Origin of the sequence: Campylobacter sp. MIT 21-1684, assembly GCF_026241315.1 — a bacterium.
Lineage (GTDB): Bacteria > Campylobacterota > Campylobacteria > Campylobacterales > Campylobacteraceae > Campylobacter_D.
This window is the reverse complement of sequence record NZ_JAPHNA010000013.1, coordinates 1-20776: the sequence shown is the minus strand read 5'-3', so window position 1 is coordinate 20776 and position 20776 is coordinate 1. Positions and strand designations below refer to the sequence as shown.

At 32.2% G+C, this 20776-nt stretch carries 16 protein-coding genes; 10 read left to right on the top strand and 6 right to left on the bottom strand.

The genetic code is table 11. The annotated features are described in order from the left end of the window. The first annotated feature begins 1 nt into the window (after position 1). The 7 genes from OQH62_RS06135 to OQH62_RS06105 all read left to right on the top strand — a co-directional run bounded on the left by OQH62_RS06135 (position 2) and on the right by OQH62_RS06105 (position 8488). A complete protein-coding gene (locus tag OQH62_RS06135; RefSeq protein ID WP_266015294.1) occupies positions 2-961 on the top strand; it encodes a virulence RhuM family protein in 960 nt (319 codons plus the stop codon). Positions 962-995: 34 nt separating this feature from the next. Continuing rightward, positions 996-1205, top strand: a complete 210-nt coding sequence (locus OQH62_RS06130) for a hypothetical protein (RefSeq protein WP_266015291.1) — start codon at positions 996-998, stop codon at positions 1203-1205. A 30-nt stretch (positions 1206-1235) separates the two neighbouring features. Next, entirely contained in the window at positions 1236-3521 is a 2286-nt protein-coding gene (locus tag OQH62_RS06125; RefSeq protein ID WP_266015287.1) for a restriction endonuclease subunit M, read from the top strand. Positions 3522-3675: 154 nt separating this feature from the next. After that, positions 3676-5781: a restriction endonuclease subunit S gene (locus OQH62_RS06120; protein WP_266015284.1), complete on the top strand. Its 2106-nt coding sequence runs from the start codon at positions 3676-3678 to the stop codon at positions 5779-5781. A 1-nt stretch (position 5782) separates the two neighbouring features. Next, positions 5783-7282, top strand: a complete 1500-nt coding sequence (locus OQH62_RS06115) for a nucleoside 2-deoxyribosyltransferase (protein ID WP_266015281.1) — start codon at positions 5783-5785, stop codon at positions 7280-7282. A gap of 81 nt (positions 7283-7363) precedes the next feature. Continuing rightward, positions 7364-7540 carry a hypothetical protein gene (locus OQH62_RS06110; protein ID WP_266015278.1) on the top strand — a complete coding sequence of 59 codons (177 nt, stop codon included), beginning with the start codon at positions 7364-7366 and terminating at the stop codon, positions 7538-7540. A gap of 282 nt (positions 7541-7822) precedes the next feature. Continuing rightward, a complete protein-coding gene (locus OQH62_RS06105; RefSeq protein WP_266015275.1) occupies positions 7823-8488 on the top strand; it encodes a hypothetical protein in 666 nt (221 codons plus the stop codon). 331 nt (positions 8489-8819) lie between these two features. On the opposite strand, the gene OQH62_RS06100 is transcribed toward OQH62_RS06105, so the two are convergent. After that, positions 8820-10922, bottom strand: coding sequence for a TonB-dependent receptor domain-containing protein (locus tag OQH62_RS06100; protein WP_266015272.1), 2103 nt, complete (start codon positions 10920-10922; stop codon positions 8820-8822). A gap of 232 nt (positions 10923-11154) precedes the next feature. On the opposite strand from OQH62_RS06100, the gene OQH62_RS06095 reads away from it, so the two are divergent. Beyond that, positions 11155-11817: an energy transducer TonB gene (locus tag OQH62_RS06095; RefSeq protein ID WP_266015270.1), complete on the top strand. Its 663-nt coding sequence runs from the start codon at positions 11155-11157 to the stop codon at positions 11815-11817. Here the strand turns inward: OQH62_RS06095 and OQH62_RS06090 are convergent. The 5 genes from OQH62_RS06090 to OQH62_RS06070 form a co-directional block, all read right to left on the bottom strand. Next, on the bottom strand, positions 11814-12914 hold the full coding sequence (locus OQH62_RS06090) for a DNA adenine methylase (protein WP_323053629.1): 1101 nt from the start codon (positions 12912-12914) through the stop codon (positions 11814-11816). The genes OQH62_RS06095 and OQH62_RS06090 overlap by 4 nt on opposite strands. Positions 12915-13359: 445 nt before the next feature. Further along, positions 13360-15156: a DUF262 domain-containing protein gene (locus OQH62_RS06085; RefSeq protein ID WP_266015268.1), complete on the bottom strand. Its 1797-nt coding sequence runs from the start codon at positions 15154-15156 to the stop codon at positions 13360-13362. Between the two features lie 103 nt (positions 15157-15259). Next, a complete protein-coding gene (locus OQH62_RS06080) occupies positions 15260-15424 on the bottom strand; it encodes a hypothetical protein (RefSeq protein WP_266015266.1) in 165 nt (54 codons plus the stop codon). Positions 15425-15616: 192 nt separating this feature from the next. Then, positions 15617-19105 (bottom strand): acyl-[ACP]--phospholipid O-acyltransferase, encoded by a 3489-nt coding sequence (locus OQH62_RS06075; protein ID WP_266015264.1) that lies wholly within the window; start codon positions 19103-19105, stop codon positions 15617-15619. Between the two features lie 47 nt (positions 19106-19152). Continuing rightward, positions 19153-19317: a hypothetical protein gene (locus tag OQH62_RS06070; RefSeq protein WP_266015262.1), complete on the bottom strand. Its 165-nt coding sequence runs from the start codon at positions 19315-19317 to the stop codon at positions 19153-19155. Positions 19318-19711: 394 nt separating this feature from the next. Here OQH62_RS06070 and OQH62_RS06065 point away from each other — a divergent pair, with 394 nt between their 5' ends. Together OQH62_RS06065 and OQH62_RS06060 are read left to right on the top strand one after the other, a co-directional pair. Next, positions 19712-19900, top strand: a complete 189-nt coding sequence (locus tag OQH62_RS06065) for a hypothetical protein (protein WP_266015260.1) — start codon at positions 19712-19714, stop codon at positions 19898-19900. A gap of 624 nt (positions 19901-20524) precedes the next feature. After that, positions 20525-20755 carry a hypothetical protein gene (locus OQH62_RS06060; protein ID WP_266015258.1) on the top strand — a complete coding sequence of 77 codons (231 nt, stop codon included), beginning with the start codon at positions 20525-20527 and terminating at the stop codon, positions 20753-20755. Positions 20756-20776 lie beyond the last annotated feature (21 nt).

Genomic DNA, 20776 nt, shown 5'->3' with positions numbered 1-20776 from the left:
TGTGCCAAACCTCCTCCTCTACACCACGCAAGATAAAAAGATAAAAGTTGAACTCTATGAGCTTGGTGAGAGTATATTTTTAGCTCAAGATTCTATGGCAAAACTTTTTGACACCTCGCGAGAAAATATTACGATGCACATTAGGAATATCCTTAAAGATGGGGAATTGCAAGAGAATTCAGTATGTAAGGAATACTTACATACTGCTAATGATGGTAAACAATACAAGGTAAAATTTTATTCCTTAGAGATGATTTTAGCTGTAGGCTTTCGTGTGCGAAGCAAAAGAGGGGTGCAGTTTAGAATCTGGGCAAATGAACATTTAAGCAGTTATTTACAAAAAGGCTTTCTTGTTGATAGCGATAGGCTTAAAAATCCAAATGGTAGAACTGATTATTTTGATGAGCTTTTAGAGCAGATTCGCGATATACGAGCGAGTGAAAAGAGGTTTTATCAAAAAGTGCGAGAACTTTTTGCTTTAAGTATAGATTATGACTCAAGTGATAAGGCAACGCAAATGTTTTTTGCCCAAACGCAAAATAAACTTTTGTATGCAATTACACATAAGACTGTCGCGGAGCTTATTTGCGAGAGAGCAAACGCAAATAAGCTTAATATGGGGCTTACAAGCTGGAAAGGTGGTATTGTGCGTAAAGGCGATGTGATTGTCGCTAAAAATTATTTAAATAAAGAGGAGCTAGATAGTCTTAATCGCTTAGTCAATGTATTTTTAGAATCTGCAGAGCTTAGAGTAAAGGATAAACAAACTTTGACTATGGACTTTTGGAGGCAAAATGTGAATTCTCTATTGACCTTTCAAGGAAAAGAAATTTCAAAAGATAATGGCAGTGTTTCTAATGTACAAATGGAGCAAATTGCCTATGAACAATATGAAATTTTTGCTTCAAAGTGTAAAGAGAAAATTTGCTTAAAGCACAAAAAGAAGGTGATGAGCTTTTAGAATCTACTTATAAATCACTCACAAGGAAAACTCAATGAGTAAAGCAAAATCCGCACAGAATAAAAACTCTTTAGAAAAAAAGCTCATTCTCAAAGAAATCCTTGAATCTAAAATGCAAAACTTTGAATCACTTTTTAACTCCTTAGAATTAAGTAGCTTTTCTCACAGCATTATTTTGCAAGAGTATCAAATTGCTGCTTTAAAAGTGCCATTACAGCTTAAAATTTTTACACACAAGGTATAATTCACCTTATGAAAAAATCAAGGATATTCAATGCAGGATTTAATCAACGAAGGAATTAATAAGGGTTTAATATCTTTTGACCAAAACAAAGAAACCATTACTTATATTCATCAAAACAAAAAACGCAAATACAGTAATCCCGAAGAACAAGTGCAAGCCTTGAGTTTTCTTAAACTCATACTTCACTATAATTATCCTGTGGAGTGTATCAAGCAGTTTGAGCCTGTGAAAATGGGCAGCTCCACAAAAGAAGCAGACATCATTGTTTTTAATGACAAACAATGCCAATCGCCTTATATTATCGTTGAATGTAAAAGACAAGATATTTCAGATTTAGAGTTTAAAAGTGCGGTAGAACAAGCCTTTAGTTATGCTGTTTCGGAATTGGCTTCGTATATTTGGGTAAGTTCTGGTCTAAAAGATGAATACTATGAAGTTCCAAAAGAGCGTCCAAGACAAAGAATTCCTATCCCAAATATTCCTCGTTATGGCTCAAAGGAAATTTTAGAATATAACTTTGTAGCAGGTGGTGAAAGAGAGGGCAAAAAATATTTTGATTTACAAGAGATTGAACAAAGCCAATTAACGCAGGTCTTTAAGCAAGCACATAACGCTCTTTGGGGAGGAGGAGAGCTAAATCCAAGCACTGCTTTTGATGAGCTTGATAAATTGATATTTTGCAAGATTTGGGACGAGAAAAATACTCCAGATGGAGAACCTTATAAATTTCAAATCTATACCATAAAACAAAATAATAAAGAAGAATCAAACATACAAGATATTATGAATAGGCAGCTTATGGCAAGGATTCAAGAGCTTTATGAAGAGGGACGCAAAAAAGACCCTGAAGTTTTTAAAGAGGATATTCGCTTAAGCCCTGAAAAGATTAGGGCAGTTGTTGGATATTTGGAAAAAATTAATCTTTCAAAGACAGATTTAGATGTTAAAGGCAGAGCTTTTGAAACCTTTATGGGTTCATTTTTTAGAGGGGATTTTGGGCAATACTTCACACCTAGAGAAATTGTTAAATTTATTGTAGATGTTTTACCTATTACTAACGATTCTTTCGTGCTTGATACGAGTTGTGGTAGCGGAGGCTTTTTACTTCGTGCTTTAGATAAAGTGCGCAAACAGGCGTGCAATAAATTTGGCATTAGCGAAGAAGATATAAGGCTTTATAAACATTATAAAAATGATTTAGCTAATTTTATGCAAAATAATTCTTATGATAAAGAGACTAAGGATAGGGTTGCAAAAGTTGCGAAACTTTATGAGCATTGGAAAAGATTTTGGCACGATTTTGCACAAAACAATCTTTTTGGTATAGAAATTAACGAACAAATCGCAAGAGTGGCTAAAATGAATATGATTATCCACGATGATGGGCATACAAATGTGATTGCTTATGATGGATTAGCTCCTATTGATGAGAATTCTATAGAAGATAGCAAGGGGCAACAAGAATTAAAAGAGAGATTAAAAAAGCTTACGATTGACAAGCAAAATAATAATTTTAAATCTAATCATTTTGATTTTATTATCACAAATCCTCCTTTTGGCTCTACGATTAAACAAACAGAAAAAGCCTATTTGCATCAATATAATTTTGGCAATAGCGAAATCTCTTGGCTTGATTTAAGACCTTATAGAAAGGAAAAAGGAAAAGAAAACCAAAGCACAGAAATTTTATTTATGGAACAAGCTCATAATTTTTTGAAAGATAAAGGTATTTTAGCTATTGTAATCCCCGATGGAATTTTGACAAATTCTAGTTTGCAATATGTGCGTGATTCTTTGGAAGAACTTTACCGCATTGTAGCGGTTATCTCTATGCCTCAAACTGCTTTTTCTCACAAAGGTGCGGGAGTAAAAAGCTCGGTGTTATTTTTACAAAAATACAACCCGAAGCAGACACAAGCAATAAAAGATTTTAAAGAAAAGCTACAAAATAAGCTTAAAAAGAGCGAAAAATATGAAGAGCAAATGCTAGACTTTGAAAAAATAAAAAGACAAGAGATGAAAACACTTGATACGAAATACCCTAACAAAGCAGACAAAGAAACCACCGAATACAAAGAAGCAAAGGCAAATATTAATGCTCTATACAAAGAAAAAGTAGAGTGCCTACAAAGTAAAATGCAAGAGTTTTATCAAGAGCAAAAATCAAAACTTTTTGAGGAAGAGGGGCTTGATTATGAAATCTTTATGGCGATTGCTGAAAATATCGGCTATGACGCCACAGGTAAGCCCACAGGCAAAAATGAATTAGATGATATTACAAAAGAACTTGAAAGGTTTATTAAGGTTTTAGTATGAGTGAAATGCTACTTGAAAGAATTTGTAAAAATTTGATAGCAAGTTTTGATAAGGATTTGGTGCATTATGCAGAAAGTGGCGGAAAAGAATCCGCCTTGAAAGAACCAAAAGTATAGTCAAATAAAGATAATATGAAGCTTAAATAGGGAAGTAAATGGAAATCTTTACAAGAAAATGGAGTGAGCTAAGCGGGGGTAGGTTTGACCCTTTGTATTTACTTTTTAGTTCTAAATCCTTTTTAAAAAATACACATTTTGAAGTTAAATCATTGGCTAGTGTTATAAAAAGTGCTAAAACAGGTTTTGCCATTGGAAGAGATTATCAAGAAGATTGCAATAATGGTATTTTACAAATTAGACCCACAAACTTAGATGAAAATGGAATATTAAAATTTGATAAAAATATTTATGCTCCAAAAAATGTAAGTAAAGAGCATTTGATACAAAAGGGCGAAGTTTTGTTTAATAATACAAATTCGCAAGAACTTGTAGGAAAAACTGCCTATTTTGATGTTGAAGGAAATTTTGTATGCTCTAACCATATAACAAGAATTCAAACAGATACTGATAGTTTGTTACCAAAGTATCTTTGTATTCTTTTTAATATTTATCAAAAAAATAAGGTATTTTTTAATACTTGTGTGAATTGGAATAATCAGTCGGGCGTAAATATAGATTTTCTTAAAAGTTATCTTATTCCACTTCCACCAAAAGAAGCTCAACAACAAATCATCGCCATAATGGATAATGCTTATAAAATCAAACAAGAAAAAGAACAAGAAGCAAAAGAAATTTTAGATTCTATTGATAGCTATCTTTTAGGAGAATTAGGCATAAAATTACCGGGGCAAGAGAGCGAACAAAATCGCACTTTTATAAAAAAATTTAGCGAGATAAGCGGCAATCGCTTTGACCCGAGTTATCATCAAAAATATTATCACGATTTAGAAAAGGCTCTTGCTCAAAGCGTTTATCCACTGACGAGCCTCTCTACTATCATCGCAAATTTCAAAAAGGGCATAGAAGTAGGAAGCGGGAATTATGCACAAAATAAACAAATCCCTTTTATTCGCGTAAGCGATATTCAAAATGAGGGCATAATGTATGAAAAAGTTGAAAAATTTATCACTGCATCTTTATATGAAAATTTACAAGAATTTAAACCTAAAGACAATGAGCTTTTATACTCAAAAGATGGCACAATAGGCTTGTGTTTAAAGGCTGATGTGAGCAGGGATTATATTATAAGCGGGGCAATCTTGAGGCTTGAGTTAAAAAAAGAGGTAAATATTGATTTTGTGCAAAATATTTTAGCCTCGCATTTACTAAATATCCTAGCAAATAGAAAGGCAATAGGTGCAGTGATAAAACATTTAAGCGTAAGTGAGTTTTTAAGCCTTAAAATCCCTTTACCACCGCTAAATGTGCAAGAAAAACTAGTAAAGTCTATACAAGAATCCAAAGAAAAAGCTACTTTACTTCAAAACCAAGCAAAAGAAATTTTAAGTGCGGCAAAAATTGATGTAGAAAATATGATATTGCACAATTCTGCTGCTGGGGGGGGGGATTTAATAGAGATTGATTTTGATGTTCTACAAAAAGCTTTGGAGTCTTTAGATAAGACTATTTTTGATTTTGGAAATTCTTTACAAAATGTATGGAGCGGCGGGAGGTATAAGCTGGTAAGATTGGGAGAGATATTAACATTTTTGGCATCTGGCTCAACACCAGAAGCTAAAGGCGAGGATTATGAGCAAAATGGTAAATATCACTTTTTAAGATTGGTTAATTTTAATGCAAATCTTAATATTGATCTTGAAAATTCTTTATTTGTTAAAGAACATATTTATAAAAACTTACTATCAAGGGTTCAGCTTCGACAAAATGATATTTTGTTTGGCATTGCTGGGAGCATTGGAAAGGTTGCGCAATATAAAAGCAATAAATTTGCAGTTGTTAATCAAGCCATTGCTATTTTAAGATTCAATACTAATGTTACAAATGATTTTATGCTTTATTTGTTGGCATCTTGTCTTGCACAAATTCAAGTAACAAGATTGCAAAGACCTATTGCTCAACCTAATCTTAATACCGCAGAATTAAAAAGCATATATATTCCCCTGCCGCCCCTTGCAATTCAAAACCAAATCGCAAATGAAATCACCAAACGCAAAGAAAAAGCAAAAGAATTACAACAAGAAGCAAAAAATATCTTAGAATCTGCGAAAAAGCAAGTAGAATCTATGATATTAGGAGGATAAAATGAAACTAAAGGGTATTATGGAAAAGTCAGTTGGAGGATTCTTGACCTTTAGAGGCTTTGCAAACTTTAATGATGTGGTGAGAATCTCAAAACCTGATGAAGCATACCAAATAGAAATTGACAAATCGCATAATGAGGACTTGCAAGAATTTTTGAAAAAGGGAGAAAATCTCTTTTTCCCTGAAGTTGTGCTAGGGTGCTATTTGCCTGAAAATGATGAAGAAATAGTGAGACTAGAAGAATTTTATCAAGCATTTCAGGGAAACCAAAAAGGCAATTTTGGATTTAAAAAGCTCAATATTGGCATTCAATCCCCAAAACCTAAGAATTCCACTTTTAAGGTGGCGACTTTAAACACCTTAAAAGAAAGAGGCGATAAAGACATTTTCTTTCGTATTGATGGAAATCATAGAATTACCGCATTTGAAAATTTAAATAAAGAAAAAATTTTTCTTGAGAACCCAATGCTTGCTATTTGTGTTATATTTTTTAGAACAAAAGAGGAGTATATAAGACAAAGCCAAATGATTTTCCATAATCTAAACTTTAAAGCTATTCCTCTAAAAAAAGAGCATAGCTTAAAGCTTATTTTTGAAAACTTTGATAATGAGATTTTAAAAACTGATAAATCTTTTGGAATGCCCTACTATTATGCTAAAGAAATTTCAAAATGTAATTTTAAGGAGTACTTCACAAATTTAGAAAGTCTTTTCAATGATAACAAAAGAAGTAGTTTTTTGGATTTTTTTAAATTTTTAGAATCTAAAGGAATAAAAATAGAATTAGAAACTATCAAAGCAAACCTTAGTGATGTAAATACTATCTTTAGAGATAAAGATTTAAGGGTATCAAAAAATACTAATTTATTCTTAGTGTTTTTGTATTATTGTATTTGTGGAGAGAATACAAAAAAGATAGAGCTTTTTACACAATGGGTGCTTAAAAATCATATTTATAAGACCAAATCAATAGATTTAGAGAGCTTAATTAATATCTTTGATGAAATTTATAACTCTCGGATTCAAAAAGTTTTTGTAGCTATGGCTTTTTCTGGAGAACATTGTGAGAATGTTTGGGAGAGTATTGTTGATGTTTATAATGAGCTGATTGCAGAGGGATATGAGCTTAGCAAAGAACATCAGCAGGGTGATAAATATATACCTTACAGAGTTGATAAAGAAAAGAGAGAATCTAAAGATATTATTGAAAAAATAAAAAATGGCATTAAGGAGTGTGATTTGATGATTGCCGATTTGACACACGCTCGTCCAAATGTTTATTATGAGATTGGTTTAGCAGAGGCTCAAAATAAACCTTTGATTTTATTGTTTAATAAACAGATAAAAGCACTAGATAAAGAAAACAGAGATTTGGTTCATTTTGATTTAATAACAAAAGAACGAATTAATTACAATTCAAATAACTTTAAACAACTTAAGCAAGAATTAAAAGAAAAATTAAAAAGTATTTTAGAAAGCATTTGTGAGCCTTTAAAATAATCTTTATATGCAAATCTCATCTTTTGGCTAAAGCATAAGCAAAGCAAAGAATATAAAATTATTTTCATAGACTCTAAAGGCTTGGAACACGAGGCAAATCCGCGAGATAAAGTGCAAGGCTTTGAAAATATTTTTGGCAAAAATGGCAGTGAGAATTTAGGAACTCAAACATTTTTATATTATTTTAATAAACAAAATCACACCACTTCAGATATGAGAAATTACATAAAAGCTACTCCTGAAGAGATATTTGATTGATTAAATCAACAAGGAGAAAATATCAATATGGCAAAGGATATACACACAGAGTATAGAGAGCTTTGATATTTGACACTATGGCAAACCCTTATAGAGTCGAATATCAAAAGATTATTTTTAGATTCTTGTAATAGAATAGTGCGAATTTGACAATGGCAAAATCGTCTCTTTAAACACTTTAGATTTACACAAATACCCAAAACTGACTTTGTAGAACAAGGAGGTGGAAATTATACGCTAAGTGAAAATGAAATATTTTTTATAAAAACTAAAGATGAAGATATGGGAGAGTATCTTGACAAAATGAAACACACAAATAATTGCATAACTAAGGACGCTTTAAAAAAGATAGAAACTCTATATGTTTTTGAAAAAATAAATGATAAATTTCACCTCTACATTCAACGAATAATGCCTTCAGCTAGAGTTGAAAAAACTTATTTATCATTTAAGCCAGATATTAAATTGGCTCATATTGAGACAAATAAAGTCAATATACCTATTTTAAACTACACGCATCTTTATTGGAATCAGCAAGAACAAAAGATATATTTTAGGAAATTTAGCGATTTAGGGTTGGTATTCCCTAGCTTTTCTAAATATTATAGAGAAGCAACAAAAGAAGATATAGAGTGTTTTAAAGATAATGAAAAGTATCCATTTTTAAAAGTTCAAAATTTAGATGTTGAATCTTTGCCGAAAACAAAACTTAAAACGATTGCAATGATTGTTGATGAGCTAGAAAAAGTAAAAGAAAGATTTGAGGAATATAAAAATTATGCTCTTAAATACAAGCAAGATTTTATTAAAGATGATAGATTTGAGATTAGTAATGCAAAAGATATAGAACATTTAGCTGATATAGTATTTAGAAAAATTTATACGACAGAAGCAGGCCAGGAAGAAATAAGAGTTGCAAATTCATATAAAACAATCCAAAATAAGTGAAGTCTTATGCCAAACCTCCTCCTCTACACCACGCAAGATAAAAAAGTCAAAGTTGAACTCTATGAGCTTGGTGAGAGTGTGTATCTCAATCTTCAAAAGCTTGTTTTATTAAATCATTAGAGTTGTATCTTTACTCTGCTAATACAACTGCCAAGAGTTCAAAAATAAAGTATTTCATAAAAAACTCCTAGTCGTATAAGATTGTAGTACAATGCATTACATTTTAAGCTTAAGGATTGTAGAAAAATAAAATGTAGCTAAAAATATCATTTTAGCTTGCATTTTATTTTTTCACTGACACATCAAAACTCAAATTTCTAAGTTTCTAAACTCAAAATTTACCATTTATCGCCAAATACAACCTCCTTCCTTCTTCGATACGATTGTAAGTGTTGATGAAATTTGTTGTTGTCGTACTATTTGAAGTTGTTGTATATGTTTCATAGGAATCGGTGAAGTCTTTATCAAAGAGATTGTAGATAGAGGCATTTATACTCCAGTTTTTGTTGATTTCATAACTTATACCTAAGGAAGCTAAAAAAACATTTTTATAGTATTCCCTATTAATGTCCGCATTGCCCATATAACGATCTATTTGATATTCAGTTTTTATCCAAGGAATGATTTTGTTAAACGCTTTGTAACTTGCTTTAGCGATAATATTGTGTTTTAATGTCCCTGTTTCGGGTTTTCCTATATTCGATGCTGTTTGACTTTCTTTAATTTCCGTATCGAGGAAAGTATAGGCAAAATCCAAGTCAAAACTATTTAGAGGTTTGAAGCCAGCACCAAATTCCACTCCTTTGTACTGGACCTTACCGTGATTAGTAGCTTGTATACAACGAGCTGCTGTGCAAGTAATTCCTAAGCTTTGAATCATACTATTTTGAGAATAGGAATCAGTTGAAATTTTATCTTTAAAATCGGTTAAAAACCCTGTAAGGGAAAGAGTAGCAAAATCATTTGTGTATGCTGCTGTGATTTCATAATTGATAGAAGTTTCTTCCTTAAGATTTGGATTACCATAGATTGGGAAACGTCCTTGCCCACCATAATTGTAAGTTCCCGCTATAAGACGATTGGCATAAGGAGTTTTAAATCCGGTAGAAATACCGCCCTTTATGGTAAAATTTTGATTAAAATTATAAACAAAATAGCCTCTTGGCGAGAGATTGTTACCAAAGATTTCGTGTTTGTTAAATCTTGTGCCTAGTGTCAGTCTTAAATTTTCAAGTATGCTGAATTCATCTTCAGCAAAAACACCTATGAGGTATTGGTCAAAACTTGTCGGAGTAGCAATTTTATCGCGCATTTTTTCAAGTCTGTACTCAGCCCCAAGACTTAAGATATTTTTTAATCCTAAAGGAATAACAGCTTTACTATCAAGAATAATATCTTCTGCACGAATATCTCTGTTCTGTCCAAGAAAAGGTACAGTGCTTTGTCCTACAACTTGTCTTCCATCGTTTGTAACTCGATTATACTGCAATCCTGAATTAAGGAGAAATTTCTCATACACACCTTGATGAGTAAAAAAACTTACAAGTTTACTTATGTTCATTTTTCTTTCATACCCACCTCTTAAATCACCTGCATTGGTTCCACTTGTTGTCAATGTTCCAAGTTGTCCTCTTGAATTGTCATAATGGTTTTTTGAAAAATCTACATCATAAGTAAAAGTATTTTGCTCATCAAATAAAAAATTGATACGAGTGCCAAGATTAAAATTGTTTGCTTTTGTAGGACTTTGAGCTTGATTTGCAGGAACTTTTTGTCCTCTAGTGCTAGTTTGAATAACTTCTGATTGTTCTCTGTATGATTGTCTAAAACGCAAATTCACTCCGAGTCTTTTTTCAAGTAAAGGACCACTTGCAAAGATTCCTGTACTATAAGTATTGCCCCAAGCTTTATCTTGATGTAAAAGAGTGTCAAAACTAACTGAAGTTGCCCAAGTATCGCTCACTTTTTTTGTGATGATGTTAATCACACCACCTAAAGCTTCACTTCCATAAAGTGTACTCATTGGTCCTTTGATAACTTCTATCCTTTCTATACTTGAAAGTGGTGGTAAGGTTGCATTAAGCGTTTCTCCAAAGCCATTAGGTCCTATTTCTCCACCTATACCTTGCCTTCTGCCATCAATTAAAATCAAAGTATAGCCTCTAATACCTCTCATTGTAATATTAAAATTTCCTGTTTTGCCTTTACTTGCATATAAATCAACCCCGGGTATATCGCTGATTACTTCTGCAATATCTCTATAAGGTTTATTTTCAAGTTCTTTTGCGGTGATGACATTTATTGTGGCCGGAGCTTCTTTTATATCTTGCAAAAAACCTGAAGCACTTATAGTAGATTTTTCTAGCGAGTATTCATTAATATCTCCATAAAGCACACTAAAGCCCAAGAAACACATTAACGCTTTTTTATTCATTTGAAACTTCCTTTCCTAAATTAAAAGTCTTTAGTTAATAAAATTGTTATAATATGATATTAATTATTAATAATATATAAATTTATTGTTTATTTCTCATTTCTTTATAATTATTATATTTAAAATAATCTTTTTATCATAAATTTAATGATATTAATTATAAATTTATATTTATTTTGATACACTCTCTAAAATGAATCACAACTTAGAAATGTATTCTTTAAGGAAGTTAATGAATTCTAAAAATTTTTTCCTAAACCATAAGGCTCAAGCTTTTTATTTCACGCTTTTACTTTTTTCACCCCTTGCTTTTTTGTTTTCCAAAGCTGTCTTTTTTACAGTTCAAATTCCTGCACAAGAAAAATTTACTCTTGCTGTGCAGCATTTCATTACGCAAACTTTTACTCAACAGCCATCACCTCAACAAATCGAGGATCTTCCTTTGATAGAACCTGAAAAAGAATTTGTAAAACCTGTAAAAAAAATTCACAAGAAAAGAATGAAAAAACCAATAAAAAAGTCTGTTGAGAGAAAGTTTCAACCACCTCCACAGGCGCAAAATTTTTCTGAGAAAATACAACAAGTTTCTAAAGAAGTACAAGTTTTTCAGTATGGCAAAGAGGACAATCCTTTTCTTAGGGAAATTAAAACAGCTATCGACAAATCAAGAAATTATCCAAGACAAGCAATAAAAATGCGTATTCAAGGTAGAGTTGTGGTCGAGTTTTTGTGGAAAGAAGAACAAATTTTAAGTGAAGTAAAGATTATTCAAAGTTCAGGATATAGAATTTTAGATGATAATGCCTTACAAACTATACAACTTGCCTCAAAACATTTCCCACCTCATAATAGTGATGCAAGGATTAAAATACCTATAGAATATTCTCTGCATTAGTTCTTGATGAGTATATAAAGCTGTTCGTGTATATATAAAGGACGGCTTTTAAGATTGCGGCTTGCGCGAAAAGTGTTGTATTTTTCTTCTAAAATTTCACATCTTCCAAGAGTGCAAAGCCTCTTTTTAAAATGTTCTTTTTGGATAAAGCCTTCGCAATTATAAGAAAGTAAAATTATTTTTGCTTTCAAATTTGCTATTAAATTAAAAAGACTCTCCTCGGCACAATTTGCTTTATTAAAATCGCTACGATTCCAATTGTTCGGTATGCCGCTGACCTTTGAAATTTGAAGTGGTCGTTTATAGTTTGCAATGAGATTGAGCATAAAATAATTAGAGCTGTAAGGATGTTGATTATAAGGCGGATCAAGATAGGCTACATCAATATTTTCAAGTTCTTTTGCAAGAATATTTGCTTCTTGTTGTATGACTTCAAAAGGACATTGAAAATTTGAAAAAAGGGGCATTTGTAAAACAATTTCACCTTTAATTCTTTTGAGTGCATTCTCACCTTCTCCGCCAAATTTTCCAATTCCATTTTTTCCTTTATAAAAACCTTTAAAAATACCAGCTGTATTAGAATGCACACTTGCTTCGTAAATAAGAGGGGCGATAAAAAAATGCCTTAAATTTGATGGAATTTCATTTTGAATTTTTTGTCTCATTGTATCTAAATACATCGCATTTTTTGGTGTGTAAAAAACCCTTTCACCTTTTTGAATATGATTTTCATCTTTTGGGGCATAGAGTTCTGTAATAAAACCCTTTTGGAGTTGTATGTTTGAAGTAAGTTTTTGATGAAAATTTTGGAGTTCTTTTATGGTATCTGTGTTTTCATTTGAAAGATAACAAAGATTAATAATTTTTGAATACTCTTCTAAATCATTGGCGACAATAAAATTTGAATGTTTTTTAGCAAATCTCGCTACAATACCACTTCCGCTAAAAACATCACAAAAGCTAAATTTTTCTTTTTTAAGTTCATCTTTGGCTGCTTTAAAACCTTTTTCTAAAAAACCAAGCAATGCTCTTTTATTGCCAAGATAAGTGATGATTTGTTCTTTTAAAAATTTTTGATTTTCTTTTCTATTTTTCACAATCTTTCCTAGAAAATATAGTATCTCAATGAGGTTTCAGCAATTTCTTTCATAATTTCAAACATCTCATCAACTTCCCATTTTTCAACTCGTAAAATTATGGTTGTTGTTTTATAAACAAATTCCAGGTTTTTGTAGATTTTAAAAAGTAATTTCTTGGCAATCCTCTTTGTTCAATCTCTACTTTACATTTTTTGTATCATCTGGCTTTTGTTTTATTCATCTTTTAAATAATTTCTTTTTGGTTTCGTGTTGTTTTCAATTTTATTTTTTAGATTTTTCTTGAAAGAAATTTTTCCTAAAAGTCTTCATTATATTCTTTTTAAGATTAAATTAGCTTTTATAAATGCATTAAAACAACATTGTTTTGTTTATATAGTTTTTTATCAGCTATGCATTTAAAAACTTCAATATTGCTTTTCTCGTAATCTCTGCGGTATCTTTATTAGTCAATTCTCAAGTTTTTCTCAAAAAAATCTTTTAATATTTTATAAATTTGCTCATTTCTTGCTTCTATATCCTCTTTAAGCCAATCATTTTTAGGATACTTAGCCAAGTATTCTTTTACTTCTAAGAATTTTGATTCTGCATATTTTTCTTTCTTTTCTCTAAAATAGCCATTACCCGCTTGAATATTTTGCTTTTTTTCAAGCAAAGTTTTATTGCCTATATATTCCAAAAATTTTGTAGCATCTTTTTCATTCCAACCTGCATAATTTGCTTCTGTCCATTTTTTTGGAAAAATATGTTCAATTTCACCTTTGATAACACTATAATTTTTCTTATTGTGATTCCATTCCCATTCTTGATTTGTATCATAAATCAATGTATAAATTGCTAAAATATATCTTATGTGCTTTGGTAGGGCTTTTATGCAAAAGCTTGTAAAGTAATCAATCTGTGGCATAACTAGCTCTGGAATATTTTGCGAGGGTTCAAAAATTTTCTCTTTTCTTTCGTGGATAAGGATATTTGCCCTCATAAATCCCCAAAATAAACCTGAAGCACCACCTTTTCCATAAATAAGGCCAAGTGCGCAATAGCTTACAAGCTGTGGAAATACAACATCAAAGATATTGCTTTCTTCTCCATTGTTTTTCTTTGGTTTATATTCATAAAAACACATACTTACAACCATTTGCCAAAGTTTATTTTGATAAATGCTTAAAATATCAAAGTATTTTTGTGCTTGAAATGAAAAGTAATCTTTAGGATTGCACCAAAACTCTGCTAATTCTTGTATAAATACAAAAGTTTCATTTTTATTCAGCAAGTCCTCATTGGCAGCAAAATTCACTTTTTTCTTTTTAGAATTTGCTTTATCTTTTTTTGTGAAAAAATCTAAAGTGCTAGGGATAACTGTATCTACTTCATTATTTAATGCTCTTATAATATGTTCATATTGTGTGAATAAAAAACCTATATTTTCTTTATTTAAATAATAAGAGTTAGTGATTTTTTCTTCTAGCTTTTTCCATTCTGTTGCAAATTCTTTTCTTTCTTGCTCATTTCTTTTGTTAGCAAAAATAAGTCCCTTAAAAATATCTGATACGCTTAAAGAAACGCCGCGATTATTTAATGTGTTGAAGATTCTTAAGGCATTTTCTTGTCCATCACATTCAATAGGTAAAATAATGCAAGAATTTAATAAAGTAAGACAAAAATTAAACCAATCAGCAGGGTATTCTTGTGCCAATTCATCAATTTTCTTTATAAAAAAGAGATAATTTTTCTCATAATTTGAAGAAGATTTTTTTATAACATTCTCTATTTCTTCTTTTTTTAATTTATAACCATTGCTTAAAATTTTTTCTAAAAGATTATTGTCTGAATCAATAGCTACTTCACTTTGCAAATGAGGTTTTTCAAAGTCTATTTCTCCATTAAGTTGATTTCTATCCCAAAGACACGAAGACAATTTAATGATAAGTTCTGAAATATTGTTATTTTTCTGATTGGTAGCTTTTTCATACAGGGCACGAATTAAAAGACTTAAAGTCGTTGTTCTTTGTTGCCCATCAATGATATTTTGTTTGTTATTTTCTTTGTATATCACAACAGAACCTAAAAAATATTCATCATTTTCATTAGGCTCACTACCAAAGAAGTTAAAAATATCTTCCCATAGTTGCTCACATTCATCTTCTTTCCAAATATAAGTTCGTTGATACATTGGAATCAAAAATTTATTTTTAGATAAATACTCCAACACGCTTTTGCGTTCTGTTTTCATTTCAGCCATTATAGTCCCCTTTTGCCAATTCCGCTATTGTAGCTAAAAACAATTAAGAAATTTCTAAGATGATTGAATTGCTCTCACAAACAACTTTAACATATTTTCTTTATCATCTGTTGTGCTTCTTTGTTGTTTTACATTCCAATTCTTCTTTTGCTGTTTCTATTGCTTGTTCTATTTCATAGCCTCGCTTTACTAACTCTTTAGCCCTCGTTGCAATATGTGCTGGAAGTCCTTTCTTGTCAATCTCTTTGTATTTTTCCTCTAAAGTCATTGTTTCTCCTTATATTTCTACTTTTTACCCCTCACATTTTATCAAAAAAAACAAATTGCAAATAAATGGATACAAATTCAAGCCAAAATCCGCAAAATACATGATCTTCAAGTTACCAAAAGCACCTGCTATTCATAATGCACCAGCAAAACTGCTAAGATAATACTCCACATATTCACCTCCTTAAAATTTTCAACCAACAAGCCCTTGTGCTATGCTTTTTGCACCCTTTAAATCAATCTTGCCAGAACCAAGAGTTGGGATAGATTCTACGATGAAAATTTTAGATGGCTTGAAAAGTGCAGGAATTTGCGCTTCTTTAAGTGCAGATTCTAACCTTTGTATTTCATCTTTCTCGCCACTTACAAGTAGCACGACACTCTCACCCTTTTTGCCATCTTCCACTGCGACAGCGACATATCTAAGCGTCTCATCAATCTCGCTTTTTTTAATGATTTTTTGTATCTCCTCCTCAATACCGCCAAGACTCACCATTTCCCCACCTATTTTTGCAAAGCGTGAATACCTATCTACGATATGAATAAACCCATCAGCGTCTAAATGCCCTTTATCCCCGCTTTTATACCACCGAATCCCATCAATTTCTACAATCACATCTTGAGTCTTTTGCTCATCGTTAAGATAGCCCACCATTACTTGATGCCCTCCAATGAGTATCAATCCATCTTCGCCTACAGGTAATTCCTGCATTGTGTTCGGATCCACAATTCTAATCGCACTCCCGGGCAAAGGCATTCCCACACTTCCCTCTTTGCTTGCCCGATGAATACTCCAATTTTCTACATCAAACTCATTAGGGAGATTCACACTTGCCACAGGTGTAGTTTCTGTCGCACCATAACCCTCATAAATTTCTTTATTGAATTTCATCACAAAGGCTTCTTTAACATCTTTTTTGAGTTTTTCAGCTCCTGCAACAACTAAGCGCAAACTATCAAACATTAGCTTATCTACCTTGCTATTGCGTACATAAATGCCTAGGAAAGTTGAAGTCCCACACATCACGCTTACTTTATTTTTCGCAATCGCTTTAGCAATGCCAACTGCATCGGTTGGATCAGGATGCGTAACAGAAAGCATACCTTCGAGCAAGGGCATAAACATCGTAACAGTAAGTCCAAAAGCGTGAAATGGTGGTAAAGAAGAAAGCATAGAATCCCCATCACGTGCGTGGATAACATCAGAGATTTGTAAGATATTGCTCATAATATTGAGATGTGAGAGCATTACACCCTTTGGTTTGCCCTCACTTCCACTACTAAAAAGAATCGCGGCAATGTTTGTGTTTTTCTGCGATTTGACATAAAGCCATTTGAGGATAAAAGCTGGCAGTAACACAGCCTGTACCATTTTAAGTGCAAGATCAAATTTATTTGCTCTCATCTCACTTACTAAATCTTCCATATAAAAGATTTTAACATCGGACAGAAATTCAAACTCTACACCCTTATGCTTTAGCTTTTCTATAAAAGTCTTTGAAGTAAAAATAGTTTGAATCTGCGCCGATTCCACAGCTGCATCAATAGCATTTTGTCCGGCAGTAAAGTTGAGATTGACCACTGTTTTGCCTGCCATAAGCAAAGAAAGATTACACAAAGAGCTTGCAAGCGAAGCAGGTAAGATAATACCAACATTGCGTTCATTGGTGATATTTTTTCTAAAAAATGTAGAGAGGATTATCGTCAAAACAAGCATTTTTGTATAACTCATCGCTCCATTCACGCTATCGACAATAGCGATCTCACTGCCCCATTTTTTCGCACTATCCACCCACGCTTTACCGATTGTCGATAGGGATTCACATTGAGATTTCCACGCGTTAAAAGAAAGTTCAAAGACTTTTGCTTTCACGCGTTGTGCGCTAGAATGAATCTCTAAGCACTCGCCAAAAGCGATGGTTATATTGCGCTTAGAAAAAGTTCTGCGTCGTTCTTGAAATCCTTGATGACTACGCGAAAATGCACTTCCCCACAAACCACGAATATAGAAAGGTAAAATCACGGCCTCATTAGGTTGCAAATGTTTTGCAGCAAGTTCAAAGCCACTTTTAAATTCATTGAGATGTCCGTGCCTTGAAATTGAACCTTCCGGAAAGAGGCACACCATATGCCCTTGTGCAAGTTTTGCTGCAATAGATTCTAAAGCCTTCTTGCTTCCAGCACTTGAGACAGGTATCACGCCAAATCTATCAAGAAAAATGCGAATATACCACCTATCATAATAGCTTCTTTCCATTACAAAATAAACCTTGCGTGGCAATGCCAACTGCACCATTGCCCAATCTATAAAAGATATATGATTCCCAAGCAACAATACACCACCTTCTGCAGGAACATTCTCAAACCCTTCTACATTCAAGCGATAACGTTGAAAAAACGCAAGGGTAACAAGCATTCTCACTAATGAAAAGGGCAAAAGTCGCACAACATAAATCATTCCACAAAAGGCAACAATCATACAGAGATAAAATAAATACACCACATCAAGATGAAAGAGTGAAGCCAAAGTTCCAATGCCTAAGAATCCGAGCATTCCGATATTTTGAATAAAATTATTTCCAGCTAAAACCTTGCCAAGTTCGCCCTCTTTAGCGTGAAATTGAATGAGGGCATTGAGCGGAATTACAAAAAGCGCACCTCCCATACCGAAAAGAAAAAACACAATTGCATAAGATGTGAGACTAGAAAAGCTTAGTAGAAGCAGGCTCATCAAGCATACAAGAGCTGCTCCTAGAGGGATAAGCCCTGTTTCAATGTATTGCTTTGAGAATCTCCCCGCAATGATAGAACCAAAGATAATACCAAGCCCAGAACACCCAATAACCATTTGCACCCTAAAGGCATTGTGTTCCTCAAATGCAGCTTTAACATAAGTAGGAAATGTCGCCAAAAGCAGTTGAGAGATAGACCAAAAAACAGCTATGCCTACAACAGAAAGCCAAATATTACGATGAGACTTAAGGAGTTTAAGATTGTTTTTCAATAAAGAACCGCTCAAATATGCCTTTTTATCAAAATGCTCTTGTGTGCCTTTTGTGAGAGTAGGCAAACGATAGCATAAATAAAGCTCAATCATTGCACAGAAAAATAAAATGAATCCAAGTGGGGCAATACTTTGTAGAATTTCACTCTTTTGTGCTAAGAATCCTAAGCCACTTATATTATACATTATTTCAAAAAAGAATGAAAACACACTCATTCCTGCCAAAATTGCCACAATAGCTGTTGCTTGCATTATTCCATTTCCCCACGCAAGCATATCTTTACCGACTAAATCCTTAATAAAGCCATATTTTGCAGGAGAATAAATCGCTGATTGCACCGCCATAAGTAATGTCGCTCCAAAAGCAACCCAAAACCAGCCCATAAAATAACATATTGTAATGAGAGCTGTAAGAGCTACACTAAACCACGCACTCACACGCATAACAACATTTTTAGAGAATCTATCAGCCAAGAATCCAGAAGGTGTAAAAAGCAAAATAAAAGGCAATAAAATAAGAGCATTGATGATACTTGTAAGCAATGTTAATTCGCTTCCATCATAGACTTTATAAAGTGTATTTTGAATGGTAATTTTATGTCCCAAATCAACAAAGGCATTGATAAAAGCCACAAGAACAAAGGATATAAATCCTTTAATTTTCCACATTCTACTCATTCTATCTCCTTAAATTAAAATATTTATTTTGTTTATTTTATAGAGAGTTATTTTTCGCTTGGCTTATCATTGAAAAAAGCTTTATAATCTTGGAAAAAACCTATAAGATACATATTACGATGCAACTCATTTGGATAAATAGATACATTAGCATCAATATGTCCCATAAAGCCTAGTGTCAATATGCACCAAAGCACTCTACATAATCTCATTTTTACTCCTTTTGTTTCTAAAAGAAATTATCAAAGTAAAATCATACCCTAATTTTTTCAATATTTCTCTTTACTTACTCCAGTCCTTATATATCTCAACATCAAGCTTTAAAAAACACTTTAGGACTTAGAAATTTGATTTTTTCACCCACACACTTACTAAATATACGCTTAATACTACTGCGTCCTTTGCTAATAACTACATTTTTTGACCTGATTTTTCTACGATGTATGGAAACAAAGTTTTACATTACTCCATACCTTATTCAAATTTTTTAACCACATCAGTCTTGTATGAAATATAATCAAATAAGCTCTAACAAATCATTGTAATGCAAGCATTTATTATGCAAGAGAGCATTGCAACAAAAAAGAAATTAATTGCGTATCACCTTTGCAAACAAATCTCACGCAGGAGCAAACAGACATTATCACTCCCTTTAAAAAACAAAAAGCACATTTGCAAGATAATGTAAGCAAGATAGAAATAAATATGTTTATAAGAGGCAATTATCCTAAGCGCAGTGGAAATGAAATAAGTGATTTTATTGATAATCCAAATTTGCTTAATGTTGCTATCTGAAAACCTCGTTATCACTCGTTAAAAGAGCACATTAACTCTTATGGGAACTTAGATATTGTTATCCCACTGTATAGAACTTAAGCTCTACTCAAAACTTAATTGAGTAAGAGAAGTGATGAGACTAGGAAAAGCAAGTGAAGCTTTGGAGAAATGAACTCTTAAGCGACATTCAAAGGCTTAAAATACCTAAAAAAGTCAAATAAATTACAAAAGCATACAAACACAGATTGAGTTAGGAATTTATTTAGATAATATTTGCTACAATGCAAATTTTTGTTTAAGGGTAAATTTTGAGTAAAAACTTAACTAAAACAAATGTCAAAAAACACATTTGATTACACCAAGTTTGCAAAAAGCTACTTATATTTGGAGCGCCTCATTGGCAATATTTATAAATAAAAACTAGTGGAAAAATCTTTACTTGATTATGTGATTAAGAGGCATTTAAATACAAAATAGTGTAAATTACACCGAACTTAAGCCTTTAAACTACAATCTTTAAAAGCATTTTAGGACTCCTATTACCCACCCTCTTTAGAATCTGACAAACTAGAATGTATCCATAAGGGTAAAGTTCTTTTATCCTCTAGTAATAAAGACTTTTTCAATGTAGAGAATGTAGAAATGATTACTCTACAAGATTTAAAGAATGCAAGTATTCTAGGTTGCACTCATACTATTGCAGGAATCCCTACTCCTTGCACCAAACTTGCAAGCATTCCAGAATCTATTGCTTCTACTCTCCTTGAAGTCAATGGACAAAAAGTAGTTTTAGCAGAATGTATTAATCAAGTCTTAACAGATAAAAGCTCTCTTTTACTCTTAGTAGGGAATCTAAAACTAAAGGGATCTTAAGAATTTAGAAAAATTTGACCA

Coding starts and splice junctions, on each gene's coding strand:
- OQH62_RS06070 (WP_266015262.1), bottom strand. CDS start 19,317: ATGAGATTATGTAGAGTGCTTTGGTGCATATTGACACTAGGCTTTATG.
- OQH62_RS06060 (WP_266015258.1), top strand. CDS start 20,525: ATGATTACTCTACAAGATTTAAAGAATGCAAGTATTCTAGGTTGCACT.
- OQH62_RS06125 (WP_266015287.1), top strand. CDS start 1,236: ATGCAGGATTTAATCAACGAAGGAATTAATAAGGGTTTAATATCTTTT.
- OQH62_RS06075 (WP_266015264.1), bottom strand. CDS start 19,105: ATGAGTAGAATGTGGAAAATTAAAGGATTTATATCCTTTGTTCTTGTG.
- OQH62_RS06120 (WP_266015284.1), top strand. CDS start 3,676: ATGGAAATCTTTACAAGAAAATGGAGTGAGCTAAGCGGGGGTAGGTTT.
- OQH62_RS06080 (WP_266015266.1), bottom strand. CDS start 15,424: ATGACTTTAGAGGAAAAATACAAAGAGATTGACAAGAAAGGACTTCCA.
- OQH62_RS06095 (WP_266015270.1), top strand. CDS start 11,155: ATGAATTCTAAAAATTTTTTCCTAAACCATAAGGCTCAAGCTTTTTAT.
- OQH62_RS06100 (WP_266015272.1), bottom strand. CDS start 10,922: ATGAATAAAAAAGCGTTAATGTGTTTCTTGGGCTTTAGTGTGCTTTAT.
- OQH62_RS06105 (WP_266015275.1), top strand. CDS start 7,823: ATGGGAGAGTATCTTGACAAAATGAAACACACAAATAATTGCATAACT.
- OQH62_RS06085 (WP_266015268.1), bottom strand. CDS start 15,156: ATGGCTGAAATGAAAACAGAACGCAAAAGCGTGTTGGAGTATTTATCT.
- OQH62_RS06115 (WP_266015281.1), top strand. CDS start 5,783: ATGAAACTAAAGGGTATTATGGAAAAGTCAGTTGGAGGATTCTTGACC.
- OQH62_RS06130 (WP_266015291.1), top strand. CDS start 996: ATGAGTAAAGCAAAATCCGCACAGAATAAAAACTCTTTAGAAAAAAAG.